The organism is Oerskovia rustica (genome assembly GCF_014836555.1).
Classification (GTDB): domain Bacteria; phylum Actinomycetota; class Actinomycetes; order Actinomycetales; family Cellulomonadaceae; genus Oerskovia; species Oerskovia rustica.
Window position 1 is genome coordinate 245,436 of record NZ_JACSQQ010000001.1, and the last position, 21,287, is coordinate 266,722.

Sequence of the window (21,287 nt, forward strand, 5' to 3'; positions counted from 1 at the left end):
GCTCCGCCGTCGGGCACCTTCCCGCCTGACAACCGCAGCGCACAGGCGCACGCTGGACGGATGGACTCCTTCGACGACGAGCCCGACACCGCCCGCCCCGTCGACACGACCGACCTCGACGCACCCGTGACGCACGCGGGCGGGGCACAGGTGCCGACGGGCAGGCGCTCGGCGTTCCCCGGGATCGCGGAGTACGCGTTCCTGTCGGACTGCGAGTGCAACGCGCTCGTCGCGCCGAGCGGCGCGATCGAGTGGATGTGCGTCCCGCGGCCCGACTCGCCCAGCATCTTCGCGGCGGTCCTCGACCGGGGCGCGGGCTCGTTCCGCGTCGGGCCGTACGGCGCGCGCGTGCCCGTGGCGCGGCGCTACATCCCCGGGACGCTCGTGCTCGAGACCACGTGGCAGACGCCCACGGGCTGGCTCGTGGTGCGCGACGCGATGCTCATGGGACCGTGGCACAACGTCGACCAGCGCTCCCAGACGCACCGGCGCACCCCCACCGACTTCGACGCCGAGCACATGCTGCTGCGCACGATCCTGTGCGTCAACGGGACCGTCGACGTCGAGGTCGTGTGCGAACCGCTGCCCGACTACGGGCGCGAGGCCGCCCGGTGGGAGTACGACGGACAGACCTACCAGAGCCTCGTGACGCGCGTCGCGCACCCCACGACGCCCGACCTGCGCCTGAGCAGCAGCCTGCGCCTCGGCGTCGAGGACCGCCGCGCGCAGGGCCGCACGCGCATGGCCGCGGGCGACAAGGCGTACGTCGCGCTGTCGTGGTCGGACCGGCCCGCGCCCGGCACGTGGCCCGACGCCGCCGACGCCATGGGACGCACCGAGCAGTACTGGCGCGACTGGATCACCCAGGGCGTCTTCCCCGACCACCCGTGGCGCTCCTACCTCCAGCGCAGCGCCCTCACCCTCAAGGGCCTGACCTACGCCCCCACGGGAGCGCTGCTCGCCGCCGCGACCACCTCGCTGCCCGAGACCCCGCACGGCGAGCGCAACTGGGACTACCGGTACGCGTGGGTGCGCGACTCGACGTTCGCCCTCTGGGGCCTCTACACCCTGGGCCTCGACCGCGAGGCGAACGACTTCTTCGCGTTCGTGCACGACGTGTGCCGCGACGACCGCGAGCTGCAGATCATGTACGGCGTCGGCGGCGAGGACCGGCTCGAGGAGAGCACGCTCGACCACCTCTCGGGCCACGAGGGCGCGCGGCCCGTGCGCATCGGCAACGCCGCGTACGACCAGCAGCAGCACGACATGTGGGGCGCCGTCCTCGACTCGGTGTACCTGCACGCCCGGTCGCGCGAGCAGCTCCCCGAGTCCCTGTGGCCCGTCCTCAAGGCGCAGGTCGAGGAGGCCGCGAGGCACTGGCACGAGCCCGACCGCGGCCTGTGGGAGGTCCGCGGAGAACCCCAGCACTTCACGTCGTCCAAGGTCATGTGCTGGGTCGCGCTCGACCGCGGCGCGCGCCTGGCCCGCATGTACGACGAGGGGGACTACGCCGAGCAGTGGCAGAAGATCGCCGACGAGATCCACGCCGACGTGCTGGAGCACGGCGTCGACTCCCGCGGGATCTTCGTCCAGCGCTACGGCTCCGACGCGCTCGACGCCTCGCTCCTGCTCGTGCCGCTCCTGCGGTTCCTGCCGGCCGACGACCCGCGCGTCGTCGCGACGGTCGACGCGATCGCGAACGAGCTCACGGTCAACGGCCTCGTCCTGCGCTACCGCACCGACGAGACCGACGACGGGCTGTCCGGCGAGGAGGGGACGTTCACGATCTGCTCGTTCTGGCTCGTGTCGGCGCTGGTCGAGGTCGGGGAGCTCGACCGGGCGCGGGCGTTGTGCGAGCGGCTGCTGTCGTTCGCGAGCGAGCTCAACCTGTACGCCGAGGAGATCGACCCGCACTCGGGGCGGCACCTGGGGAACTTCCCGCAGGCGTTCACGCACCTGGCGCTCATCAACGCGGTGGTGCACGTGGTGCGGGCCGAGGAGCGTCGGGACGGGACGGGCCACTTCGAGGCGGCCCACCGAGGGTGACGGACCCACCTGCTGAGGGTGACGTGCCGGCCCACCGAGGGTGACGAGAACTCGCGCTCTCCCACCCCTTGCCCTCCATTGGCTAATAGCATTAGCCTCTACGCTATGAGTACTCGCCAGATCGTCGAACTCCTTCCTCGCCCCGAAGGCCGCCTCGCGTACACCGTGACCGGCACCGGCCCCCTCGTCGTCGCCGTCCCGGGCATGGGCGACCTGCGCTCGACCTACCGCGACCTCGTCCCCCCGCTCGTCGAGGCCGGCTACCGCGTGGCCGTCCTGGACCTGCGCGGTCACGGCGACAGCGACACCACCTTCCGCACGCACGGCGACGTCGCGACCGGCCAGGACCTCCTGGCTCTCGTCGAGCACCTGGGCGGTCCGGCCGTGCTGGTCGGGAACTCGATGGGAGCAGGTGCCGCCGCGTGGGCAGCCGCCGAGGCGCCCGACGCCGTCGCGGGCCTCGTCCTCCTCGGCCCCTTCCTGCGCGACCCCGCCACGGGCGCCGCGAAGGCCGCGGCGAGCCGGCTGCTCTACCGCGTCGCGCTCGCCCGCCCGTGGGGGGCCGCCGCCTGGGCGGGCTTCTACTCGATGCTGACCAAGGGCCGCAGGGCACCGTGGCACGCCGACCACGTCGCCGCGATCCGCGCCTCGATGCGCAAGCCCGGCCGTCTGCGGAGCTTTCGCGACCTGGCCCTGACCCTGACGCACGCACCCGTCGAGGCGCGCCTCCCCGAGGTCGACGCCCCCGCGATCGCCTTCATGGGTTCGCTCGACCCCGACTTCGCCGACCAGGGCGCCGAGCTCGCCTGGATCCAGGAGGTCGTCGGCGCCCAGGGGCACCTGGTCCCCGGCGTCGGGCACTACCCGCAGCACCAGGCGCCCGACGTCGTCGCGCCCGCGACCCTCACGTTCCTCGCCGGTCTGCGCGCCGATGCCCAGGGCTGGAACGCCCGTGGCTAGGGCCGGGCTGAGCCGCGAGGGCGTCACGGCCCTCGCGCTGCGCGTGGTGGACGACGGCGGAGCGCAGGGGTTCGCGGACCTCACCCTCGCGAAGGTCGCGGCCGCGGCAGGGGTCGCGACCCCGAGCCTCTACAAGCACGTGGGCTCGCTCGCGGACCTGCGCCGGTCCGTCGCGCTCGTGGCGGTGAACGACCTGACGCGCGCGACCGCCGCCGCGACGATCGGCCGCTCGGGCCCCGACGCGCTGTCAGCGCTCGCGTGGGCCGTCCGCGACTTCGCGCGCGAGCACCCGGGCCGCTACGCCGCGATCCAGCTCTCGCCCGACCTCGGCGCCGCCGACGACGACCCGCTCTCGCTCGCGGGCGCCGAGACGATCGCCGTGATCGTCGCGGTGCTTCGCGGCTTCGACCTCCCGGAGGCCCGCACGGTCGACGCCATCCGCGCCGTCCGGTCCGCGGTCCACGGGTTCGTCTCGCTCGAGCTCCTGGGCGGCTTCGGCCTGCCCGACGACGTCGACCACAGCTTCGAGGTCCTCGTCCGTCTGCTCGTGGCCGGGATCGAGGACCTCGCCCACCCTGCTCCGTCCTGACACGACCGCCGTCCCACCCACCGAAGGAGAGCCGCCATGAACGCACCGTCGATCGACCGGACCCGCCCAGACCTGGGCCTCGTCCGTCCCCGTACCGGAGCCGTCCTGCTCGCGGTCGCGGGCGTTCTCTTCCTCGCCTTCCCGCTCCTGCGCCCGTGGGTCCCCGAGGGCGTCGCCACCCCCGAGCTCGCGGCCGCGTTCGCCTCGGGGCACTGGATCGCGGCGCACCTGTGCGGTGCGGCCGGGTTCTGGCTGCTCCCCGCCGCCTTCGTCGCGCTGCGCGGACGGCTGGCCGGGACGCGGGGCCGGGCTCCGGCGTCGGGCGCGGTCGTCACGGGCTGGCTCGGCGCCGGGCTCGTCCTGCCGTACTTCGGTGCGGAGATCTTCGGGGTCCACGCGATCGCGCGCGACGCGGTGACGACGGGGTCCCTCGACTTCCTGCCGACGATCGACGCGGTCCGGATGCAGCCCGTCGCGATGACGCTGTTCGGTCTGGGGCTGCTCGCGGTCGGCGCGAGCGGGGTGCTCGCCTCCGTGGCGGTGTGGCGCGGCGGGCTGGTTCCACGGTGGACCGGGATCCCGCTCGCCGCGGGCCTCGTGCTGTACCTGCCACAGTTCTTCACGCCGCCGGCGGGGCGGATCGTGCACGGCGTGCTGCTGGCCGTGGGCTGCTGGCTCGTGGCGTGGGCCGTGCGCCCCGACGCCGAGGGTGACCTGGATCGGCCGGTGACGCCCGTTCGCCGAGGGTGACCGCCACCAACGCCGTGGGTGACATCCTAGGGCGCCCGGGGCGGGCGTGTCCGTCACCCTCGACGGGCCGGCGTACCAGCCGGCGTCAGTGCGCCAGGAAGCCCAGCAGGTCGTGACGCGTGAGCACCCCGACCGGGTCGCCGTCGTCGATCACGAGCAGCGCGTCGGCGTCGTGCAGCGCGGCCCGGATCGCCGCAACCCCCTCGCCCGCCCCGATGAGCGGGAACCGCGCCTCCATGTGCTTGTCCACGCGGTCGGCGAGGGAGGCACGCCCGGAGAAGACGGCGTCGAGCAGCTCCCGCTCGCTCACGGCCCCCGCGACCTCGCCGATCTTGACGGGCGGCTCGGCCCCGACGACCGGCATCTGGGAGACGCCGTACTCGCGCAGGATCTCGATCGCGTCGCGCACGGTCTCTCCCGGGTGGGTGTGGACGAGGCTGGGCAGCTGACCGCTCTTGGAGCGCAGCATGTCTCCCGCGGTCACGCCCTCCTCGGCGTCGAGGAACCCGTACGACCGCATCCAGGAGTCGTTGAAGATCTTGGACAGGTAGCCCCGCCCGCCGTCGGGCAGGATCACGACGATCACGGCGCGCGCCGCGGCCTCGGGGTCCTCGTCCTGGAGTCGGCGGGCCAGGCGCAGTGCCGCGACGACCGCCATGCCGCACGAGCCGCCGACGAGCAGGCCCTCCTCGCGCGCGAGCCGGCGGGTCATCTCGAACGAGTCGGCGTCGCTCACGGCGATGATCTCGTCGGGCACGGTCGGGTCGTAGGCGGCGGGCCAGAAGTCCTCGCCCACGCCCTCGACGAGGTACGGGCGACCGTCGCCGCCCGAGTAGACGGACCCGGCGGGGTCGGCGCCCACGACGTGCACCCGGCCACCGGCCGGACGCGAGGCCGACACGTCCTTGAGGTACCGCCCGGTCCCGGTGATGGTGCCACCGGTCCCGACCCCGGCCACGAGGTGCGTGACGAGACCGTCGGTGTCGCCCCAGATCTCGGGGCCCGTGCTCTCGTAGTGGGACGCGGGACCGTTGGGGTTGGCGTACTGGTTGGGCTTCCACGCCCCGGGGATCTCGGCGACGAGCCGGTCCGAGACCGAGTAGTAGGAGTCGGGGTGGTCGGGGGCCACGGCGGTGGGGGTCACGACGACGCGCGCCCCGTAGGCGGTCAGGACGTCGCGCTTGTCCTGGCTCACCTTGTCGGGGCAGACGAACACGCAGTCGTACCCCTTGCGCTGCGCCACGAGCGCGAGGCCGACCCCGGTGTTCCCCGAGGTCGGCTCGACGATCGTGCCGCCGGGCGCGAGCTCCCCGGAGGCCTCGGCCGCCTCGATCATCTTGAGCGCGATGCGGTCCTTCACGGACCCGCCAGGGTTGAGGTACTCGACCTTGGCGAGGATCGTCGCAGAGAGGCCGTCGGTCACCGATCCGAGCCGGACCAGGGGTGTCCCGCCGACGAGGTCAGAGATGTGGTGTGCGAACTTCATGCACCGATCATGCGCTGCCGAGGGCCATTCCGCCGAGCACGGCGCACAATGCGACGCTCACACCGAGGATCACGACGAGCAGCGGACGGTCCGCGGCGTCGCGTGCGAAGTACCGCCCGACGGCGGCGCTCAGCCCGCCCGCGACGGCCAGGTAGAGCACCGACGCCAGCGCGATCCCGCTCGTCGCGGTGGTCGGGTCGCCGGTGGCCGCGCTCAGCAGCGAGCCCAGCACCAGGAAGCTCCAGATCCCGACGCCCACGAACCCGAGCGCGAAGAACAGGGTCGTGGCCCTGCGGTCGTCCCACTCGCGCGAGATGCGGTGCCCCAGCCAGGCGACCACGGCTCCGGCCGTGAGGGTCACCAGCAGGATGACGACCGCGGAGACCGTGACCCACGCGACGGCGTTGGGGACGCTCCGACCGACGAGGAGCCCGTAGGGGACCTGGAGGACGAGCAGCGTGAAGGCGGCCAGCGCGAGGCCGGCGGCAAAGACCGGCACCCGCGTCGGAACGGGTTCCGATGCGGGTGCCGGGGACTTCTTCCGGGCGTCGGCCAAGGTCAGTCGCTGCTCTGCAGGATCGCGAACAGGCGCAGGAACTCGAGGTACAGCCAGATGAGCGTGACCATGAGCCCGAACGCGGCGGACCAGGCGAACTTGGCGGGCACGCCCGCCTCGACGCCGCGCTTGATCGAGTCGAAGTCGACGATGAGCGACGCGGCCGCGAGACCGACGGCGATCAGGCCGATCGCGATGCCCCAGCCACCCCCGCGGGCGCCCCAGCCGTCCAGCACGCCCGTCATGATGAGGACCATGTTGACGAGCGAGAAGGCGAGGTAGCCGACCATCGCGATGAGCAGCCAGCGCGTGAACTTGGGCGTGACACGCACCTTGCCGGACTTGAAGAGGAACAGCGCCGCCGCGAAGGTCACGACGGTCGCGAGCACGGCCTGAAGGACCACGCCGTTGAGCTGGACGCCGTTGATGACCATGGAGTCGTAGTACTTGCTGATGCCGCCGAGGAACGCACCCTGCGCGATCGTGTAGGCCACGATGAGCGCGGGGCTCGGGCTCTTCTTGAACGCGTTGACCAGGCCCAGGACCAGGCCGACGATCGCGCCGCCGATCCAGATGAACGGCATGGTGTCGACGAGCTGCCAGCTGCCGGCCGCGACGACGACGAGCAGGGCGAGCAGGCCGCCGGTCTTGATGATGACGTCGTCGTACGTGAGGCGCTTGGTGTCCGCGGTGGTCGCGGTCGGCGCGTTGTACATGGCGTCGAGCGTCGCGGCGTCGGCGGTCTGCGCGCCGTAGCTGCCGTACTGCGCCTGCTGGGGCGCGGTGCCGTACGCGGGGTTCTGCTGGACGGTGCCCGCAGCCCCCTGGCCGGTGCGCGCGCGCTTCGGCTCGCCGAAGATGGCGCTGTTGTTGAAGACGGGGTTGCTCATGCTTCCTCCTGGTCGCGGCGTCCAGTGCCCTCTGTCGAGGCGGGTGTCGCTGGCCGTGTTTCCATCCTATGCAACGAGCGGGTTCGCGCCGGTGTTCCCGGGGGTTTCATCCGACTTTTCCGCCCCTCGCGGACCAAGATCGCTCGACCGGCCGACGGGCGTCATCCTTGCGGCGTACGGAGACGCCCCGAGAAGATCGACCATGAGGGGGCATCGCCCGGACGGCCCCCTCTCTAGGCTGGGGACGTACCCAGCCACCATCCGCAACCCACCCGAGGGGCGAGCATGATCGAAGCACGAGGCCTGACCAAGCGGTACGGGCCCAAGACCGCTGTCGACGGGATCTCCTTCACCGTCCAGCCCGGCCAGGTGACGGGCTTCCTGGGCCCGAACGGCGCCGGCAAGTCGACCACGATGCGCATGATCATGGGGCTGGACCGTCCGACGGCCGGTTCCGTGACCGTGAACGGCCAGCCGTACGCCGCGCACCGTTCGCCCCTGACCGAGGTCGGGGCCCTTCTCGACGCGAAGGCCGTGCACACGGGCCGCAGCGCCTACAACCACCTTCTGGCGATGGCGGCGACGCACAACATCCCGACGAAGCGCGTGCACGAGGTCATCGAGATGACCGGCCTGCAGTCGGTCGCGAAGAAGCGCGTCGGCGGCTTCTCGCTGGGCATGGGCCAGCGCCTGGGCATCGCGTCCGCGCTGCTCGGCGACCCCAAGACGCTCATCCTCGACGAGCCGGTCAACGGTCTGGACCCCGAGGGCGTCCTGTGGGTCCGCAACCTGGCGCGCTACCTCGCCTCGGAGGGCCGCACGGTCTTCCTGTCGAGCCACCTCATGAGCGAGGTCGCGCTGACCGCGGACCACATCATCGTGATCGGCAAGGGCCGCATCATCGCCAACGCACCCGTCAAGGACATCGTCGACGGCGGCGCGCAGCACACGGTCCGTGTCCGGACGCCGCAGGCCACGCAGCTCGCCGAGCTGCTGACGCGTGACGGCGCGACCGTCACGTCCGACGAGCCGAGCCTGCTCCAGATCACGGGGGCCGAGGCCGCCGGGATCGGCGAGCTGGCCGCCGCCTCGGGCATCGTCCTGCACGAGCTCACGCCCGTCACCTCCACCCTGGAGGAGGCGTACATGCTCCTCACGGCCGACTCCGTCGAGTACCAGACCGAGTCCGCCGCCCAGCACATCGGCCACGGCGTGGACGCCGCGTCCGGCGCCCAGATCTCCGAAGGAGCCAAGCGATGACCGCCGCAACCGTCTCCGCCGCACGCCCGACGGCGCAGCGCGCCTCGTCGGCCCGCCTCACGTTCGGCGGGATCCTCAGGTCGGAGTGGATCAAGTTCCGCACCTTGCGCTCGACCGTCTGGACCGTGTCGATCACGGTCGTGGTCATGGTCGGCATCGCCCTGATGTTCGCGGCCCTGATGTCCTCGCTCCTGGGCGACGCCCAGGCCGAGGCGAACGGCGGCCTGCTGCCCGGCGTCATGATCGTCACGTTCGGGTACAGCTTCGCCCAGCTCGCGGTCGCCGTCCTGGGCGCGCTGACGATCACGGGTGAGTACTCGACGGGCATGATCCGTTCCACGTTCAGCGCGGTCCCGACGCGCGTGCCCTCGCTGGCCGCGAAGTCGATCGTCCTGGCCGTGGTGACGTTCGTGATCTCCGCGGTCGGTGTCGCCCTGTCGTACGTGGTGGCGCTGCCCTTCATCTCGGGCACCTCGCTCGAGGTCGACCTGTCGGCGGACGGCACGCTCCGTTCGCTGATCGGCGTCCCGCTCTACCTCATGGCGATCGCCGTGCTGGCGATCGCGCTCGGGGCGCTGATCCGCAACTCCGCCGGGACGATCTTCTCGCTCGTCGCGCTCATCCTGGTGCTCCCCAGCATCCTCGGCGCCCTCCCGGTCGAGTGGGTGCAGAACCTGGCGCAGTACCTGCCGAGCGCCGCGGGTGAGGTCCTGATCCTCGGCGACTTCGGTGGCGGCGACCTGAGCCCCTGGCAGGGCTACGGCGTGCTCGTCGCCTGGGTCGCGGTCGTCTGGGCAGCGGCGGCCGTGGTCATCAAGCGTCGGGACGCCTGACCATTCCTCGCACCGCGCACAGCCCGGCGCCGGACCACGAGACCCGTGGTCCGGCGTCGGGCGCTGTGCGTCCTGAGGGGGGCGTCGCCCCGGGTGGCGCCGGCGGCACCACGGGGGCGGCCACAGCGCCCCGGGTCACCCTCAAACCTCGGCCCGGCAGCGCCGCGGTGTTCACCGAGCTCGACGCGCGCAAGCTCGGGCCGGTACGCCGGTACTTCGTGCGCCACCCGGTCGTCATGGACTGGTTCGTCGCGGCCTGGTTCGCCGTACCCGGCCTGCTGGTTGCGCTGCTGTACCCGGAGCCGCGCTACGGCGTCGCGGTCGCGACCCTCGCAGGCGGCGCGGCACTGCTGTGGCGCCGCCGCTACCCGCTGTGGACCGCCGCGACCATCGGTGCCCTCGCGATCCTGACGCTCGCACTGACGGGCGACTCCGCGGGCTTCGAGCTGGCCACCGCGTTCGCCGTCTACGCCGTCGCGACGACCTACCGGCCGGCCGTGGCATGGAGCGTGCTGGGTGTCCTGGTCCTGACGGTGTGCACCGCGGAGATGCTCTGGTACGACTTCACGGTGAGCGAGACGGGCGCGATGGTGCGTGCCGAGGTCGGCAGCGGCGAGCTCACGGGGCAGCGCGTCGCCACGATCGCGATCACGATCACCTTCGCCCTGCTGGGCATCGCGATCGGGTCCAGCGTGCGCGGTCGACGCCTGCACGTCGCCGACCTCGTGGGCCGCGCGAACGCGATCGCGCGCGACCGCGACCAGCAGGCACAGCTCGCGGCCGCGGCCGAGCGCGCGCGCATCTCGCGCGAGATGCACGACGTCGTCGCGCACTCCCTGACCGTCATGGTCGCGCTCGCGGACGGCGCCAAGGCGCTGGGCGCGAAGGACCCCGAGCTCGCGGGGCAGGCGCTCGACGAGCTCACCGAGACGGGGCGCGCGGCCCTCGCCGACATGCGCCGCGTCCTGGGGGTCCTGCGCGACCCCGACGGCACGGTCGCCCCGCTGACCCCGACCGCGGACGTGCCGAGCATGGAGGACATCGCCGAGCGGTTCCGGCACGCGGGCCTGCCCGTGCGTCTGGTGCGCGTGGGCGTCCAGCCCGACCCGGACCCGGGCCTGCGTCAGGCGGCGCACCGGATCGTGCAGGAGTCCCTGACGAACGTCCTGCGGTACGCGCCGCTGACCCCCGTGGTCGTGGTCGAGATCGCCCGGCGTGACGCGGGCACGCCCGACGGTGGAGACTGGCTCGAGATCACGGTCACGAACAAGGCGGGTCGGGCCCCGGGCGGCACGGCCCGCGACGGGGCGGACGCCCGCCCGCTGCCTCCGGGCATCACGGGCGACCAGCCCATCGGCACAGGAAGAGGGATCATCGGGATGCGCGAACGTGCGGCCGTCTACGGGGGCACGGTCACGGCCGGGCCCACGAGCTCGGGCTGGGAGGTCGTGGCGCGGATGCGCCTCGACGGCGCCACGCAGCCCAGGCCCGACGGCGGAGCCGGGGTCGCGCTGTGACCCTCCCCTTCCCGGACGAGACGGCGGGCGGTGTGGCCGGTCACGAGGCCGTGCCCCACGGCCCCGCCCACCCGATCCGTGTGCTGCTCGTCGACGACCAGTCCCTGCTGCGCATGGGTTTCCGCATGATCCTCGCGGCCGAGGACGACATCGAGGTCGTGGGCGAGGCGAGCGACGGTGAGACCGCGTTCGCGCAGGCCACGGCACTGCGCCCCGACGTGATCCTCATGGACGTGCGCATGCCGGGCGTCAACGGGATCGACGCGACCGAACGGATCGTGTCCGCGCTGCCCGCCAGCCGGGTCATCATCCTCACGACGTTCGACCTCGACGAGTACGCGTTCGCTGCGCTGCGCGTGGGCGCGAGCGGTTTCCTGCTCAAGGACGCCCGCCCGGCCGACCTGGTCGGCGCGATCCGCAACGTCGCGAGCGGCGACGCGGCCGTCTCCCCGCGCGTCACGCGCCGCATGCTCGAGATGTTCGCGGGCTACCTGCCGGAGGACCCGCAGTCGCAGGGGGCGGCGGCGCCCGGCCACGGGGTCGACGACCCACGGCTGCGCGAGCTCACGGCCCGTGAGCTCGAGGTCTTCGCGGCGCTCGGCGAGGGGCTGTCCAACGCCGAGATCGCGGGACGGTTCGTGGTCTCCGAGGCCACGGTCAAGACGCACGTCGGGCGCGTGCTCGGCAAGCTCGGCCTCCGCGACCGGGTCCAGGCCGTGGTGCTGGCCTACGAGACGGGCGTCGCGCGCCCGAGCTGAGCAGCGCCGTCGGGCCTCGAGTGGTGCGGGCCGCCCCGCGCGGGCATGGTCGTGGAGGGGAGCGTTTCGGCTCCGTCGTCCACCACGCGGGAGGCAGCCATCATGCCCGACCACCACGACCCGTTCTCCGCCGGCTTCTCCGGCGACCACGGGCGCGACTTCGAGATCCGCAGCGTCCTGGGTGGCGCGTACAGCGGCACGGCGGACGTGGGCGAGGTCCTCGCTGCCGTCGCGCACGTGCGCGACAAGGACCACCAGGGCTGGTTCGACGCGTGGCACACGCTCGGCGACCGCGTCGCGCAGGTCGCCGACGACGCCGCCGCGGCCGGGCACGGGACGAGCGCCGCGGCCGCGTACCTGCGGGCGTCCGCGTACTACGCGGCCGCGGTCAACGCGGTCGCGGCGCTCGAGGTCGACGACGACCTCCTGCCCACGTTCCGCAAGCACCGTGCCGCGTGGGACCGGTGGGTCGACACGAGCGGGCTCGTCGTCGAGCGCCTCGCGGTCCCGTACGAGGGGACGACGCTGCCGGGGTACTTCTTCAGCGCGTCCGACGCCGCGTCGACCGCGGCGATCGCGGCGGACCCGGGACAGGTCCGGCCGAGGTCGACGCTCGTCGCCGTCAACGGGTCGGACGGCTCGCTGACGTCGATGTGGACCGCGTGCGTCGCGGGCGCGCTGCGCCGGGGATACCACGCGTTCGTGTTCGACGGCCCCGGGCAGCAGTCGATGCTGTTCGAGCACGGCGTACCCTTCCGGCCCGACTTCGAGGCCGTCCTGACCCCTGTGCTCGACGCGCTCGTGGGCCGCCCCGACGTCGACGAGGGACGGGTCGCGGTCTACGGGTCGAGCCAGGCCGGGTACTGGGTGCCTCGCGCGCTCGCGTTCGAGCACCGACCGGCCGCGGCGGTCGTCGACCCGGGAGTCGTCGACGTCTCGGCCTCGTGGACCAGTTCCATGCCCAAGAGCCTGCTCAAGCTGCTGCAGGAGGGCAAGGACCACGCGTTCGACCGCGACATGGACCTGGGCCTGCGTCTGTCGAAGGCCACCGCGGCCACGTGGCGCTTCCGCGCCCGCCCGTACGGCGTCGAGGGCTACGCCGCGACGCTCCGCGAGGTCCAGAGGTACGACGCACGGGACGTCGTCGCACAGGTCACCACTCCCCTGCTCGTCACCTCGCCCGAGGGCGAGCAGTTCTGGCCCGGCCAGTCCGAGGAGCTCGTCCGGCTCACGCCCGACGTGTCGAGCCTGGTGCGGTTCACCGCCGCCGAGGGCGCGAACCTCCACTGCCAGCCCCTCGGGCGAGCCCTGACCGAGCAGCGCGTGTTCGACTGGCTCGACGAGACGCTCGCGCCCCGGCTCGTCGGGGAGGACGACTGACGAGAGGCCCGCCCGTTCGACGAACGGGCGGGCCTCTCACGTCCGGGAGCGGGTCGGGTCAGCCGCGCGCGGCAGGCTCCGCCGGCTCCTCCGCAGCGTGCCGGCCCACGAGCTCGGCCGCCTTCGCCTCGTGCTTCGCCTCGCGCCGGGCCGCCCGCTTCTCCCCCGCACGCTCGGCGAGCGTGTAGAGCACGGGTACGACGACGAGCGTGAGAAGTGTCGAGGACAGGAGGCCGCCGATGACGACGAGCGCGAGCGGCTGCGAGATGAACGAGCCGCCGCCCGTGATCCCGATCGCCATGGGCGTGAGCGCGAAGATCGTCGCCGCGGCCGTCATGACGATGGGCCGCAGTCGCTTGCGCGAGCCCTCCGTCACGGCCTCGTCCAGCCCGCGACCCTGCGCGCGGTACTGGTTGATGAGGTCGATCAGGACGATCGCGTTCGACACCACGATCCCGACGAGCATGAGCATGCCGATCAGGGCGGGCACCCCGAGCGGTGTGCCGGTCGCGAGCAGCAGGAGCAGCGCGCCCGTCGCGGCGAACGGGATCGACACGAGCAGGATGAACGGCTGCAGCAGGCTGCGGAACGTCGCGACCATGACGAGGTAGACGATCGCGATCGCGACCAGGAGCGCGAGGCCCAGGTCGGCGAACGCGTCGGCCTGCTGGGTCGCGACGCCGCCGAGCTCGACGGTCGCGCCGCCCGGCAGCTCGAGGTCGTCGATCGCGGCCGTGAGCGCGGTCGTGAGCGTGCCGAGGTCCTGGCCCGCGGGCGTCACCGCGATGGTCGCGCTGCGCTCGCCGTTGACCCGCGAGATCGAGGTGGGTACGTCGACCTCCTCGATGCTCGCGATCTGCGTGAGCGGGACGACGCCCGCGGCCGTGGGCACGACGAGCGCCTGGAGCTCGTCGACCGTGGTCGGGGCCTGCCCGACGGCGACGCGCACCTGCACGGGCCCGTCGCCGAGGTTCACGGTGCCCACGGGCGAGGGCGACATGAGGCTCGCGACGGTGCCCGCGACCTGGGTCTCGGTGAGCCCGACGGCGGCTGCCGCGTCCCGGTCGACCGTCACCTGGATCGTGGACTGGGCGCTCGCGAGGTTGTTGGTGACCTCGGACGCACCCTCGGTGTCCTCGGCGATCTGCTGGACCTGGTCGGCCGCGGCGGCGAGCGTCTCGGTGTCGGGCGCGCGGACGACCAGGTCGACCGTCGAGCTGCCGAACGCGGCGTCGGCCCCGGCGACCGTGATGCCCTCGGAGTCCTCGCCGCCGAGGTCCGCGACCGCGTCCCGGACCTGCTGCTGCGCCGCCACGCCGTCGGCGTCCGCGTCGAGCGTGAGCGAGAAGGTGGCCTGGGGCGAGCCGCCGCCACCGAAGAACGCGGCCTCGGGACCGCCCGCCGAGCCCACGGTCGTCTGGACCGTGTCGACCACGTCGAGGTCGAGGAGCGTCTCCTCGACCTCGCGGGCCGCGGTGTCCTGCGTCGCGAGCGACGTGCCGGGGGCGAAGGTCTCGGTGACCGTCAGGGTGTCCTGGCCCGAGTCGCCCAGGAAGTTGGTCTCGAGGCGCGGCACGAGCGCGACGGTGCCAGCGAGGACCGCGACCGCGATGGTGAGGGTGATCGCGGGGTGGCGCAGCGCGGCGCGCAGCGTCGGCAGGTAGCCCCGCTGCCACAGCCCGCGACGCTCCTTCGCCTCGGCGACCTCGCGCGCCTGGTCCGCGAGGACCTTGGCCTGCTCGGGGTCGGCCGGGACGACGGGCGCCTTGATGAACCAGTAGGCCAGCACGGGCACGATCGTCAGGGCGACGAACAGCGACGCGGCCATGGCGATCGCGACGGTCATGGCGAACGGGCGGAACAGCTCGCCGACCATGCCGCCCACCAGCGCGATGGGCAGGAAGACCGCGACGGTGCAGACCGTCGAGGCCGTGATCGCGCCGCCGACCTCCTTGACCGCCTTGAGGATCGCGGCGGTCTTCTGCTCGCCGTAGGACAGGTGCCGCTTGATGTTCTCGATGACGACGATCGAGTCGTCGACCACGCGCCCGATCGCGACGGTCATGGCACCGAGCGTGAGGATGTTCAGGGTGTAGCCGGTCGCGTTCATGACGATGAACGTCACGAACAGCGAGAGCGGGATCGAGACGGCCGAGACGAGCGTCGAGCGCAGCGACGTGAGGAACAGCAGGATCACGACGACCGCGAAGACCAGGCCGAGCAGACCTTCGGTCGCGAGGCCCTCGATGGACTCCTCGATGAACGGCGCCTGGTCGAACACGACCTCGACGCGCACGTCCTTGGCCTCGAGAGCGCCGTTCATGTCCTCGATCGCGTTCTGGACGGCGTGCGAGACCTCGACCGTGTTGCCCGCCGGGGTCTTGGTGATCGCGACCGCGAGCGCGGGCTCGCCGTCGAGGCGCGAGTAGGAGGTCGCGGGCTGCGGGGCCACGGTGACCGTGGCGACGTCGCCGAGGGTCACGGGCGCCGCACCGGGCGCGCCAGCGGACGGCGCCGCGACGAGCGGGAGGTTGATCAGGTCGTCGGTGCTCGTGACGGCCGTGCCGACCTGGACGGACAGCGTGCGGTCGCCCGCGGCGACCGTGCCGGCGGGGATCACGACGCCGTTGTCCTGGAGGATCGTGGTGACCTGGGCCGGGCTGAGCCCTGCCGCGGCGAGGGCCGCGACGTCGAGGTCGATCGTGACCTGCTGGTCGGCGATGCCGCTGACCGCGACGCTGCGCACGTCGGTGACCTCTTCGAGGGCGGGCACGACGACGCTGTTGACGGTGTCCGCGAGCGCGGTCTCGTCGGCGCCGCCCGAGACCGCGAGCTGGACGACGGGGAGGTCGTCGACCGAACCGGTCACGACGGTCGGGTCGACGTCGGCGGGCAGCTGGCTGCTCACACGCGTGACCGCGGTCTGGAGCTGCTGCGCGGCGAGGTCCATGTCGGTGCCGTACGTGAACTGGACGGTCGTCACGGACATGCCGGTCGACGAGCTCGACGTGACGTCCTCGACGCCGTCGACCCCGCGCGCGGCGGTCTCGAGCGGTGCGGTGACCTGCTGCTCGACGATCGCGGGGGCGGATCCGGGGTACACGGCGACGACGGCAGCGGTGGGGATCTGCAGGCTCGGGATGAGCTCCTGCTTGAGCGATCCCATGCTGACGATGCCGAACACGGCTATCGCGATCGTGGCGAGCGCGACGACGGCGCGGTTCGCCAACGACGTTCGGGCGAGACGGAACACGGGGCCTCCAGGGCACGGTGGATGGTCACGACGTCGTCGTCGTAGAGTCGTTAGCCTAACGCTAAGCAAAACGGGAGAGTTCCCACGTCTCGCGGACCGGTCTGGCCTCCCCCAGCCCGTCGACCGCCTCCGAGGACCCCTCCGATAGAGTCTCGCCGTGACATCGGACCCCCCTGGCGATCGCGCCCGGCTCCAGCGCGAGCTGATCGACGCGCAGCACGCCCTCCAGGAGCTCGTGCTCGCACGGCGCCTCGAACCGCTCATGCGCACCCGCCTGACCGCTCAGCAGATGCGCGCCCTGGGGATCCTGCTCATCGACGGCGAACGCAGCACGGCCCACCTGGGCGACGTCCTGGGCGTCAGCCCCGCCACGATCTCCGGGATCGTCGACCGACTGGAGGCCGCGGGCATGGCCTCCCGGCGCCCCGACCCCGAGGACGGTCGGGTCCGGCTCGTCGCCGCGACCGAGCGCGGGGCGGAGGCCGTGCGCAGCATCGTCGCGAGCGACGCACCGGCCGGACCCGAGACGCTCGAACGCCTCACGCTCGACGAGCTCGAAGGGCTCCGGCTCGGGCTCGCGGGGCTGCTGCGCGTCGTGCGCGAGAGCGGCGACGAGATCGAGGGCAGCACAAGCACCGAGGGCGGCCCCGCCGCGGCGACCTCGGGCGAGGCGTAGGCGGGGTGCGAGCGGCGTCGTCGGGCCTGCGCACACCTGCCCGACGACGCCGCTCACCGCCCGCTCAGACCTCGCCCAACGCCTCCTCGGGCGTCCCCTCGACCGCCCGGGCCCGACGGTTCCAGCGCGACCACAGGACCGACTCCCCCAGCTCGCCCGCCATCCCGTGCGCCGTCGCGAGGAACGCGACCACCCCGACGAGCAGCACTCCGGCACCGACCCAGTACGGGACCGTGAGGCCGACCGGGTGGAGCAGGCCCGCGATCACGGGGGCCGGGGCCGCGAAGCCCCACCGGACCAGGTTGAAGGCGCCCGTCGTCACGCGGCGGTCCGGGCTGCCGAGCGCGAGCGAGAGGTCCGTGAGGTTCGCGTTGGCGATCCCCATGAACACGCCCGCGACGACCAGGACGACGATCGAGCCGGCCGTGCCGAGGTCGAGCGCGAGCGCGACCGTGGCGAGGAGCACCCCGACGACCGCGATCCCCATGGTCTGGACCGCACCGACCGTGTGCGCGAGCCTGTGCCCCACGACCAGGATGCCGAACGCGAGACCGATGCCCCAGGCCGTGAAGACGAGTCCGAGCGGGATGACGTCGAGCCCCAGGAACACCGGGGTGTAGCCGAGGATGATGAAGAACACGAAGTTGTACGCCGCGGTCACGATGCACAGCGCCCGGAAGCCCGGCTTGCGGAAGAGCGCGAAGACCTGGCCCACGCGGAGCGGCACGGGCTTCTCGGCCGGGTCCTTGAGGCGCGTGATCGACAGCGCGAGCGCCACGATCATGAACAGGCCGCACGCGAGGAACGGGATGCGCCACGAGAACTGCCCCAGCAGGCCTCCGATGAGCGGACCGACCGCGAAGCCCAGGCCCACGCACGTCTCGAACAGTCCCACGACCCACTCACGGTCGTTGGCGAGCGAGACGAGCAGGACCATCGCGGTGGCGAAGAACATCGCGTTGCCCAGCCCCCACAGGCCGCGCAGCGCTGCGAGCTGCCCGATGTTCTGCGAGAGCGCCGCGAGGATCGCCGCGACCGCGACGAGGCTCACGCCCGCGCCGAGGACCTTCTTGTAGCCGAACCTCCCCGTCGCGAGGACGGCCGGGATCATGCCGATCGCCATGACCGCGATGTACGCCGTGAACAGGAGCTCGATCTGCCAGGTGCTCGCGCCGATCTCCTGGCCGATGATCGGCAGGATCGGGTCGACCACGGCGATGCCGGCGATGGCGAAGAAGGCGGTGAGGGCGGTCGCGTAGATCGCGGTCTTGTTGGGCTCGTTCCTGGTGGTTCTGGACACACGTCCCCCGGGTCTCGTAGGTAGTCATGGGTGCTGATGGGTGCTGGCGCACGGGCCGCAGCCGGCGAGACGCCGGGCCCTGCGGGCCGGTTCGAGATTTACCTGCATTATGCAGATAACTCTCTGTAGAATACACCTATGACAGTTGCTCGGGGTAACAGTTCTGCGAACCGACCGACGGACGGCCCTGACGACGGGCCCGACCCCGCCACGCGAGAAGTCCTGTCGACCATCGAGCTCGAGCTCGCCCAGCTCCTGCGCCGGGCCGAGCGCACCACGGCCGCCGGGCGAGCCAAGGCCGCCCGTGCAGGCGGGCCCCCGAGCGGCACGCTCGACCGCTCGGCGTACCTCCTGCTCCACGACCTCCTCGTCAACGGCGCCGAGAACGTCAACACCCTGGCCGACCACCTGGGTCTCGACGCCTCGACCGTGACCCGGCAGGTCGTCGCCCTGGAGAAGGCCGGGCACGCGCGCCGCACACGGGACCCCGCCGACGGGCGCGCCGTCCTGGTCGAGGCCACGCCGCAGGGGCTCGAGGACCTCGCCCGCCATCGCGAGATGCGCAGCGAGCTCTACGCCGAGGTCCTGGCCGACTGGTCACGCCTCGACAGGGCGCTCCTGGGCGAGCTGCTCGAACGACTGAACGACGACCTGGACACGTACAAGCGCAGGGGGCGCGGCGCGGCGGACTGAGGCGCTCCCCAGACCGGGCACCACTTCCAAAGAACTCGTTGCAAAGAAACTCTTGCAAAGAGACCTTTGCATCACTACGGTGGTGGCATGCCCACGAACCACGACCCCGAGCAGGCACCCGACCCCCGCACCCAGCGGGCTGTCGGACCCGCGGCCCTCAAGGCGCTCTCGCACCCGCTGCGGATCCAGATCCTCGATCTGCTGGGGCACCACAGCGCCCTGACCGCGAGCGGTCTCGCCGAGCTGCTCGGCGAGACGAGCGGCGCCACGAGCTACCACCTGCGCCAGCTCGAGCGCCACGGGTTCGTCCAGGAGGTCCCGGGCCGCGGCACAGCGCGCGAGCGCTGGTGGGAGAGGACTCCTGGCGGGTTCACGATCGAGCTGCCCGACGAGGAGGCCGGGGACGGCACCCTCACCGCGACGGTCACCGTCAACCGCGAGTTCGAGGCCATGCGCCAGCGCAAGATCATGGACTTCCTCGACGGCGCCCGCTCCCTCGACCACGCCTGGCTCGAGTCCGGCGCGACGCTCGCCACGATCAACATGTGGCTCACCAAGGAACAGCTCGCGGAGGTGCAGGCCGAGTGGCAGCGCTTCAGCGAGACAGTCCTCGACCGGTTCGCCGGCCAGCAGGACACCCCGGGGGCCCGCCCCGTCCAGGTCCACTTCAACGCGTTCCCCCTGATCAACGGCAAGGAGAACCCCTCATGAGCACCTACGCCCCGACCCGTCCAGACCTCCGTTCACCGTCGCTGCGCGCCCTGCGGCCGAGCGACCGGTTCCTCGTCGCCGCCGGCGCCCGGCTCACGACATGGGGTGAGCGCCGGGCCGCCGCGCACACGCTGCGGACCGCCCGTCACGCCGGGCTCGACGCCGCCGCCGAGGACCGCGCCCGCCTCGCCGCCCGCCTGCACTCTGGCCGCCCGATCGCCTGACCGGCTTCCGCGGTCCGTCGCCTCGCCCGACCACGGTCGCCGCGCCCGACCACGGCGGAGCCGTCTGCCCTCGGCAGATCCGCCCCGGGCAGATACCGGTGCCCCGGCCCCCTCCCCGGAGGCAGGGTCGAGAGATGACGAACCAGCCACCGCTCCTGCGGTCCGAAGCGGCCCCGCCGCCCACCTCCCCGTTCGACGACCAGCTCGCGTCCCGCCTGCTGCACCAGCGCATCGTCGTCCTCGGCACGGCCGTCGACGACGCCGTCGCGAACCGCGTGTGCGCGCAGCTCCTCCTGCTCTCGGCGGAGGACCCGCGCGCCGACATCGCGCTCTACATCAACTCCCCCGGCGGCTCGGTGAGCGCGGGCCTCGCGATCTACGACACGATCCGCCTCGTCCCCAACGACGTCAGCACGCTCGCGATGGGCTTCGCCGCGAGCATGGGGCAGTTCCTGCTCTGCACGGGCACCGCCGGCAAGCGGTACTCGCTCCCCCACGCGCGCATCATGATGCACCAGCCGTCGGCGGGGATCGGTGGCACCGCGGTCGACATCGCGATCCAGGCCGAGAACCTCGAGTACACCAAGGGACTCATGCACCGGCTCACGGCCGAGCACACGGGCCAGACCACCGAGACCGTGACCGCGGACAGCGACCGCGACCGCTGGTTCACGGCCTCCCAGGCCCTCGCCTACGGCATGGTCGACCACATCGTCACGTCGGTCGACGACGTCCGCCCCACCGCCCGCTCCCGGAAGGTCGGACTCTGATGTCCAGCTACACGATCCCCACCGTCGTCGAACGCACCCCGCTCGGCGAGCGCGCGTTCGACGTCTTCAGCCGCCTCCTCTCGGAGCGCATCGTCTTCCTCGGCACCGAGATCGACGACGGCGTCGCGAACGTCGTCATGGCCCAGCTCCTGCACCTCGAGTCGGACGCCCCCGACCAGGAGATCGGCCTCTACATCAACTCCCCCGGCGGCTCGATCACCGCGCTCATGGCCATCTACGACACGCTCCAGTTCATCCGCTGCGACGTCTCGACGATCTGCATGGGGCAGGCCGCGTCGGCCGCCGCGGTGCTGCTCGCCGCGGGCACGCCCGGCAAGCGCTTCGTGCTCGAGCACTCGCGCGTCCTGCTGCACCAACCGTCGGGCGGCGCCGAGGGCACCATCTCCGACCTGACGCTCCAGGCCCAGGAGATCCTGCGCCTGCGCGAGGAGACCGAGCTCGTCCTCGCCCGGCACACGGGCCAGACCGTCGAGCGGCTGCGCGCCGACACCGACCGCGACCGCATCTTCACCGCGCACCAGGCCGTGGAGTACGGGCTCGCCGACGCGGTCGTGACCTCCCGCAAGCTGGCCGTGGCCGCATAGGCGAGCGGCGCCGTCGGGCCTTCTCCTGCC

At 72.5% G+C, this 21,287-nt stretch carries 20 protein-coding genes; 15 read left to right on the plus strand and 5 right to left on the minus strand.

Annotation, left to right across the window (positions count from 1 at the left end; all coding sequences use genetic code 11):
• Positions 1-60 precede the first annotated feature (60 nt).
• The 4 genes from H9652_RS01050 (at position 61) to H9652_RS01065 (ending at position 4,345) form a co-directional block, all read left to right on the plus strand.
• Positions 61-2,046: a glycoside hydrolase family 15 protein gene (locus H9652_RS01050; RefSeq protein ID WP_191794237.1), complete on the plus strand. Its 1,986-nt coding sequence runs from the start codon at positions 61-63 to the stop codon at positions 2,044-2,046.
• A 105-nt stretch (positions 2,047-2,151) separates the two neighbouring features.
• Positions 2,152-3,006, plus strand: a complete 855-nt coding sequence (locus H9652_RS01055; protein WP_191794238.1) for an alpha/beta fold hydrolase — start codon at positions 2,152-2,154, stop codon at positions 3,004-3,006.
• A complete protein-coding gene (locus H9652_RS01060) occupies positions 2,999-3,595 on the plus strand; it encodes a TetR-like C-terminal domain-containing protein (protein ID WP_318243926.1) in 597 nt (198 codons plus the stop codon). Before H9652_RS01055 ends, H9652_RS01060 begins: the two co-directional genes overlap by 8 nt.
• Before the next feature lie 36 nt (positions 3,596-3,631).
• Positions 3,632-4,345, plus strand: coding sequence for a hypothetical protein (locus tag H9652_RS01065; RefSeq protein WP_191794240.1), 714 nt, complete (start codon positions 3,632-3,634; stop codon positions 4,343-4,345).
• 85 nt (positions 4,346-4,430) lie between these two features.
• Here the strand turns inward: H9652_RS01065 and H9652_RS01070 are convergent, their stop codons facing one another.
• The 3 genes from H9652_RS01070 to H9652_RS01080 are packed head-to-tail and all read right to left on the minus strand — an operon-like array spanning position 4,431 to position 7,277.
• Positions 4,431-5,831, minus strand: a complete 1,401-nt coding sequence (locus tag H9652_RS01070; RefSeq protein WP_191794241.1) for a cystathionine beta-synthase — start codon at positions 5,829-5,831, stop codon at positions 4,431-4,433.
• Between the two features lie 7 nt (positions 5,832-5,838).
• On the minus strand, positions 5,839-6,330 hold the full coding sequence (locus H9652_RS01075) for a hypothetical protein (RefSeq protein ID WP_191794242.1): 492 nt from the start codon (positions 6,328-6,330) through the stop codon (positions 5,839-5,841).
• A gap of 59 nt (positions 6,331-6,389) precedes the next feature.
• Complete coding sequence (locus H9652_RS01080; RefSeq protein ID WP_191794243.1) at positions 6,390-7,277, minus strand: Bax inhibitor-1/YccA family protein; 888 nt, start codon at positions 7,275-7,277, stop codon at positions 6,390-6,392.
• Positions 7,278-7,562: 285 nt separating this feature from the next.
• Between H9652_RS01080 and H9652_RS01085 the strand changes: the two genes are divergently transcribed.
• The 5 genes from H9652_RS01085 to H9652_RS01105 all read left to right on the plus strand — a co-directional run bounded on the left by H9652_RS01085 (position 7,563) and on the right by H9652_RS01105 (position 13,025).
• Positions 7,563-8,537, plus strand: a complete 975-nt coding sequence (locus tag H9652_RS01085) for an ABC transporter ATP-binding protein (protein ID WP_191794244.1) — start codon at positions 7,563-7,565, stop codon at positions 8,535-8,537.
• Positions 8,534-9,370 carry an ABC transporter permease subunit gene (locus H9652_RS01090; protein ID WP_191794245.1) on the plus strand — a complete coding sequence of 279 codons (837 nt, stop codon included), beginning with the start codon at positions 8,534-8,536 and terminating at the stop codon, positions 9,368-9,370. The genes H9652_RS01085 and H9652_RS01090 overlap by 4 nt, the downstream gene beginning before the upstream one ends.
• A 167-nt stretch (positions 9,371-9,537) precedes the next feature.
• Entirely contained in the window at positions 9,538-10,887 is a 1,350-nt protein-coding gene (locus H9652_RS01095; protein WP_191794246.1) for a sensor histidine kinase, read from the plus strand.
• A gap of 113 nt (positions 10,888-11,000) precedes the next feature.
• Positions 11,001-11,645, plus strand: a complete 645-nt coding sequence (locus tag H9652_RS01100) for a response regulator (protein WP_191794282.1) — start codon at positions 11,001-11,003, stop codon at positions 11,643-11,645.
• A gap of 102 nt (positions 11,646-11,747) precedes the next feature.
• Positions 11,748-13,025, plus strand: coding sequence for an alpha/beta hydrolase family protein (locus tag H9652_RS01105; RefSeq protein ID WP_191794247.1), 1,278 nt, complete (start codon positions 11,748-11,750; stop codon positions 13,023-13,025).
• 58 nt (positions 13,026-13,083) lie between these two features.
• Here H9652_RS01105 and H9652_RS01110 read toward each other — a convergent pair whose 3' ends face one another.
• Positions 13,084-16,278: an efflux RND transporter permease subunit gene (locus tag H9652_RS01110; protein WP_191794248.1), complete on the minus strand. Its 3,195-nt coding sequence runs from the start codon at positions 16,276-16,278 to the stop codon at positions 13,084-13,086.
• Positions 16,279-16,435: 157 nt separating this feature from the next.
• Here H9652_RS01110 and H9652_RS01115 point away from each other — a divergent pair, with 157 nt between their 5' ends.
• Positions 16,436-16,954, plus strand: coding sequence for a MarR family winged helix-turn-helix transcriptional regulator (locus H9652_RS01115; RefSeq protein ID WP_191794249.1), 519 nt, complete (start codon positions 16,436-16,438; stop codon positions 16,952-16,954).
• 64 nt (positions 16,955-17,018) lie between these two features.
• Here the strand turns inward: H9652_RS01115 and H9652_RS01120 are convergent, their stop codons facing one another.
• Entirely contained in the window at positions 17,019-18,254 is a 1,236-nt protein-coding gene (locus tag H9652_RS01120) for an MFS transporter (RefSeq protein ID WP_191794250.1), read from the minus strand.
• 138 nt (positions 18,255-18,392) lie between these two features.
• Here H9652_RS01120 and H9652_RS01125 point away from each other — a divergent pair, with 138 nt between their 5' ends.
• From H9652_RS01125 to H9652_RS01145, 5 genes are all read left to right on the plus strand, one after another.
• A complete protein-coding gene (locus tag H9652_RS01125; RefSeq protein ID WP_191794251.1) occupies positions 18,393-18,947 on the plus strand; it encodes a MarR family winged helix-turn-helix transcriptional regulator in 555 nt (184 codons plus the stop codon).
• An 87-nt stretch (positions 18,948-19,034) separates the two neighbouring features.
• Positions 19,035-19,658 (plus strand): ArsR/SmtB family transcription factor, encoded by a 624-nt coding sequence (locus tag H9652_RS01130; protein WP_191794252.1) that lies wholly within the window; start codon positions 19,035-19,037, stop codon positions 19,656-19,658.
• Positions 19,655-19,882, plus strand: a complete 228-nt coding sequence (locus H9652_RS01135; protein ID WP_191794253.1) for a hypothetical protein — start codon at positions 19,655-19,657, stop codon at positions 19,880-19,882. The genes H9652_RS01130 and H9652_RS01135 overlap by 4 nt, the downstream gene beginning before the upstream one ends.
• A 134-nt stretch (positions 19,883-20,016) precedes the next feature.
• Positions 20,017-20,652 (plus strand): ClpP family protease, encoded by a 636-nt coding sequence (locus H9652_RS01140; RefSeq protein WP_191794254.1) that lies wholly within the window; start codon positions 20,017-20,019, stop codon positions 20,650-20,652.
• Positions 20,652-21,257, plus strand: a complete 606-nt coding sequence (locus tag H9652_RS01145) for an ATP-dependent Clp protease proteolytic subunit (RefSeq protein ID WP_191790971.1) — start codon at positions 20,652-20,654, stop codon at positions 21,255-21,257. Before H9652_RS01140 ends, H9652_RS01145 begins: the two co-directional genes overlap by 1 nt.
• Positions 21,258-21,287 lie beyond the last annotated feature (30 nt).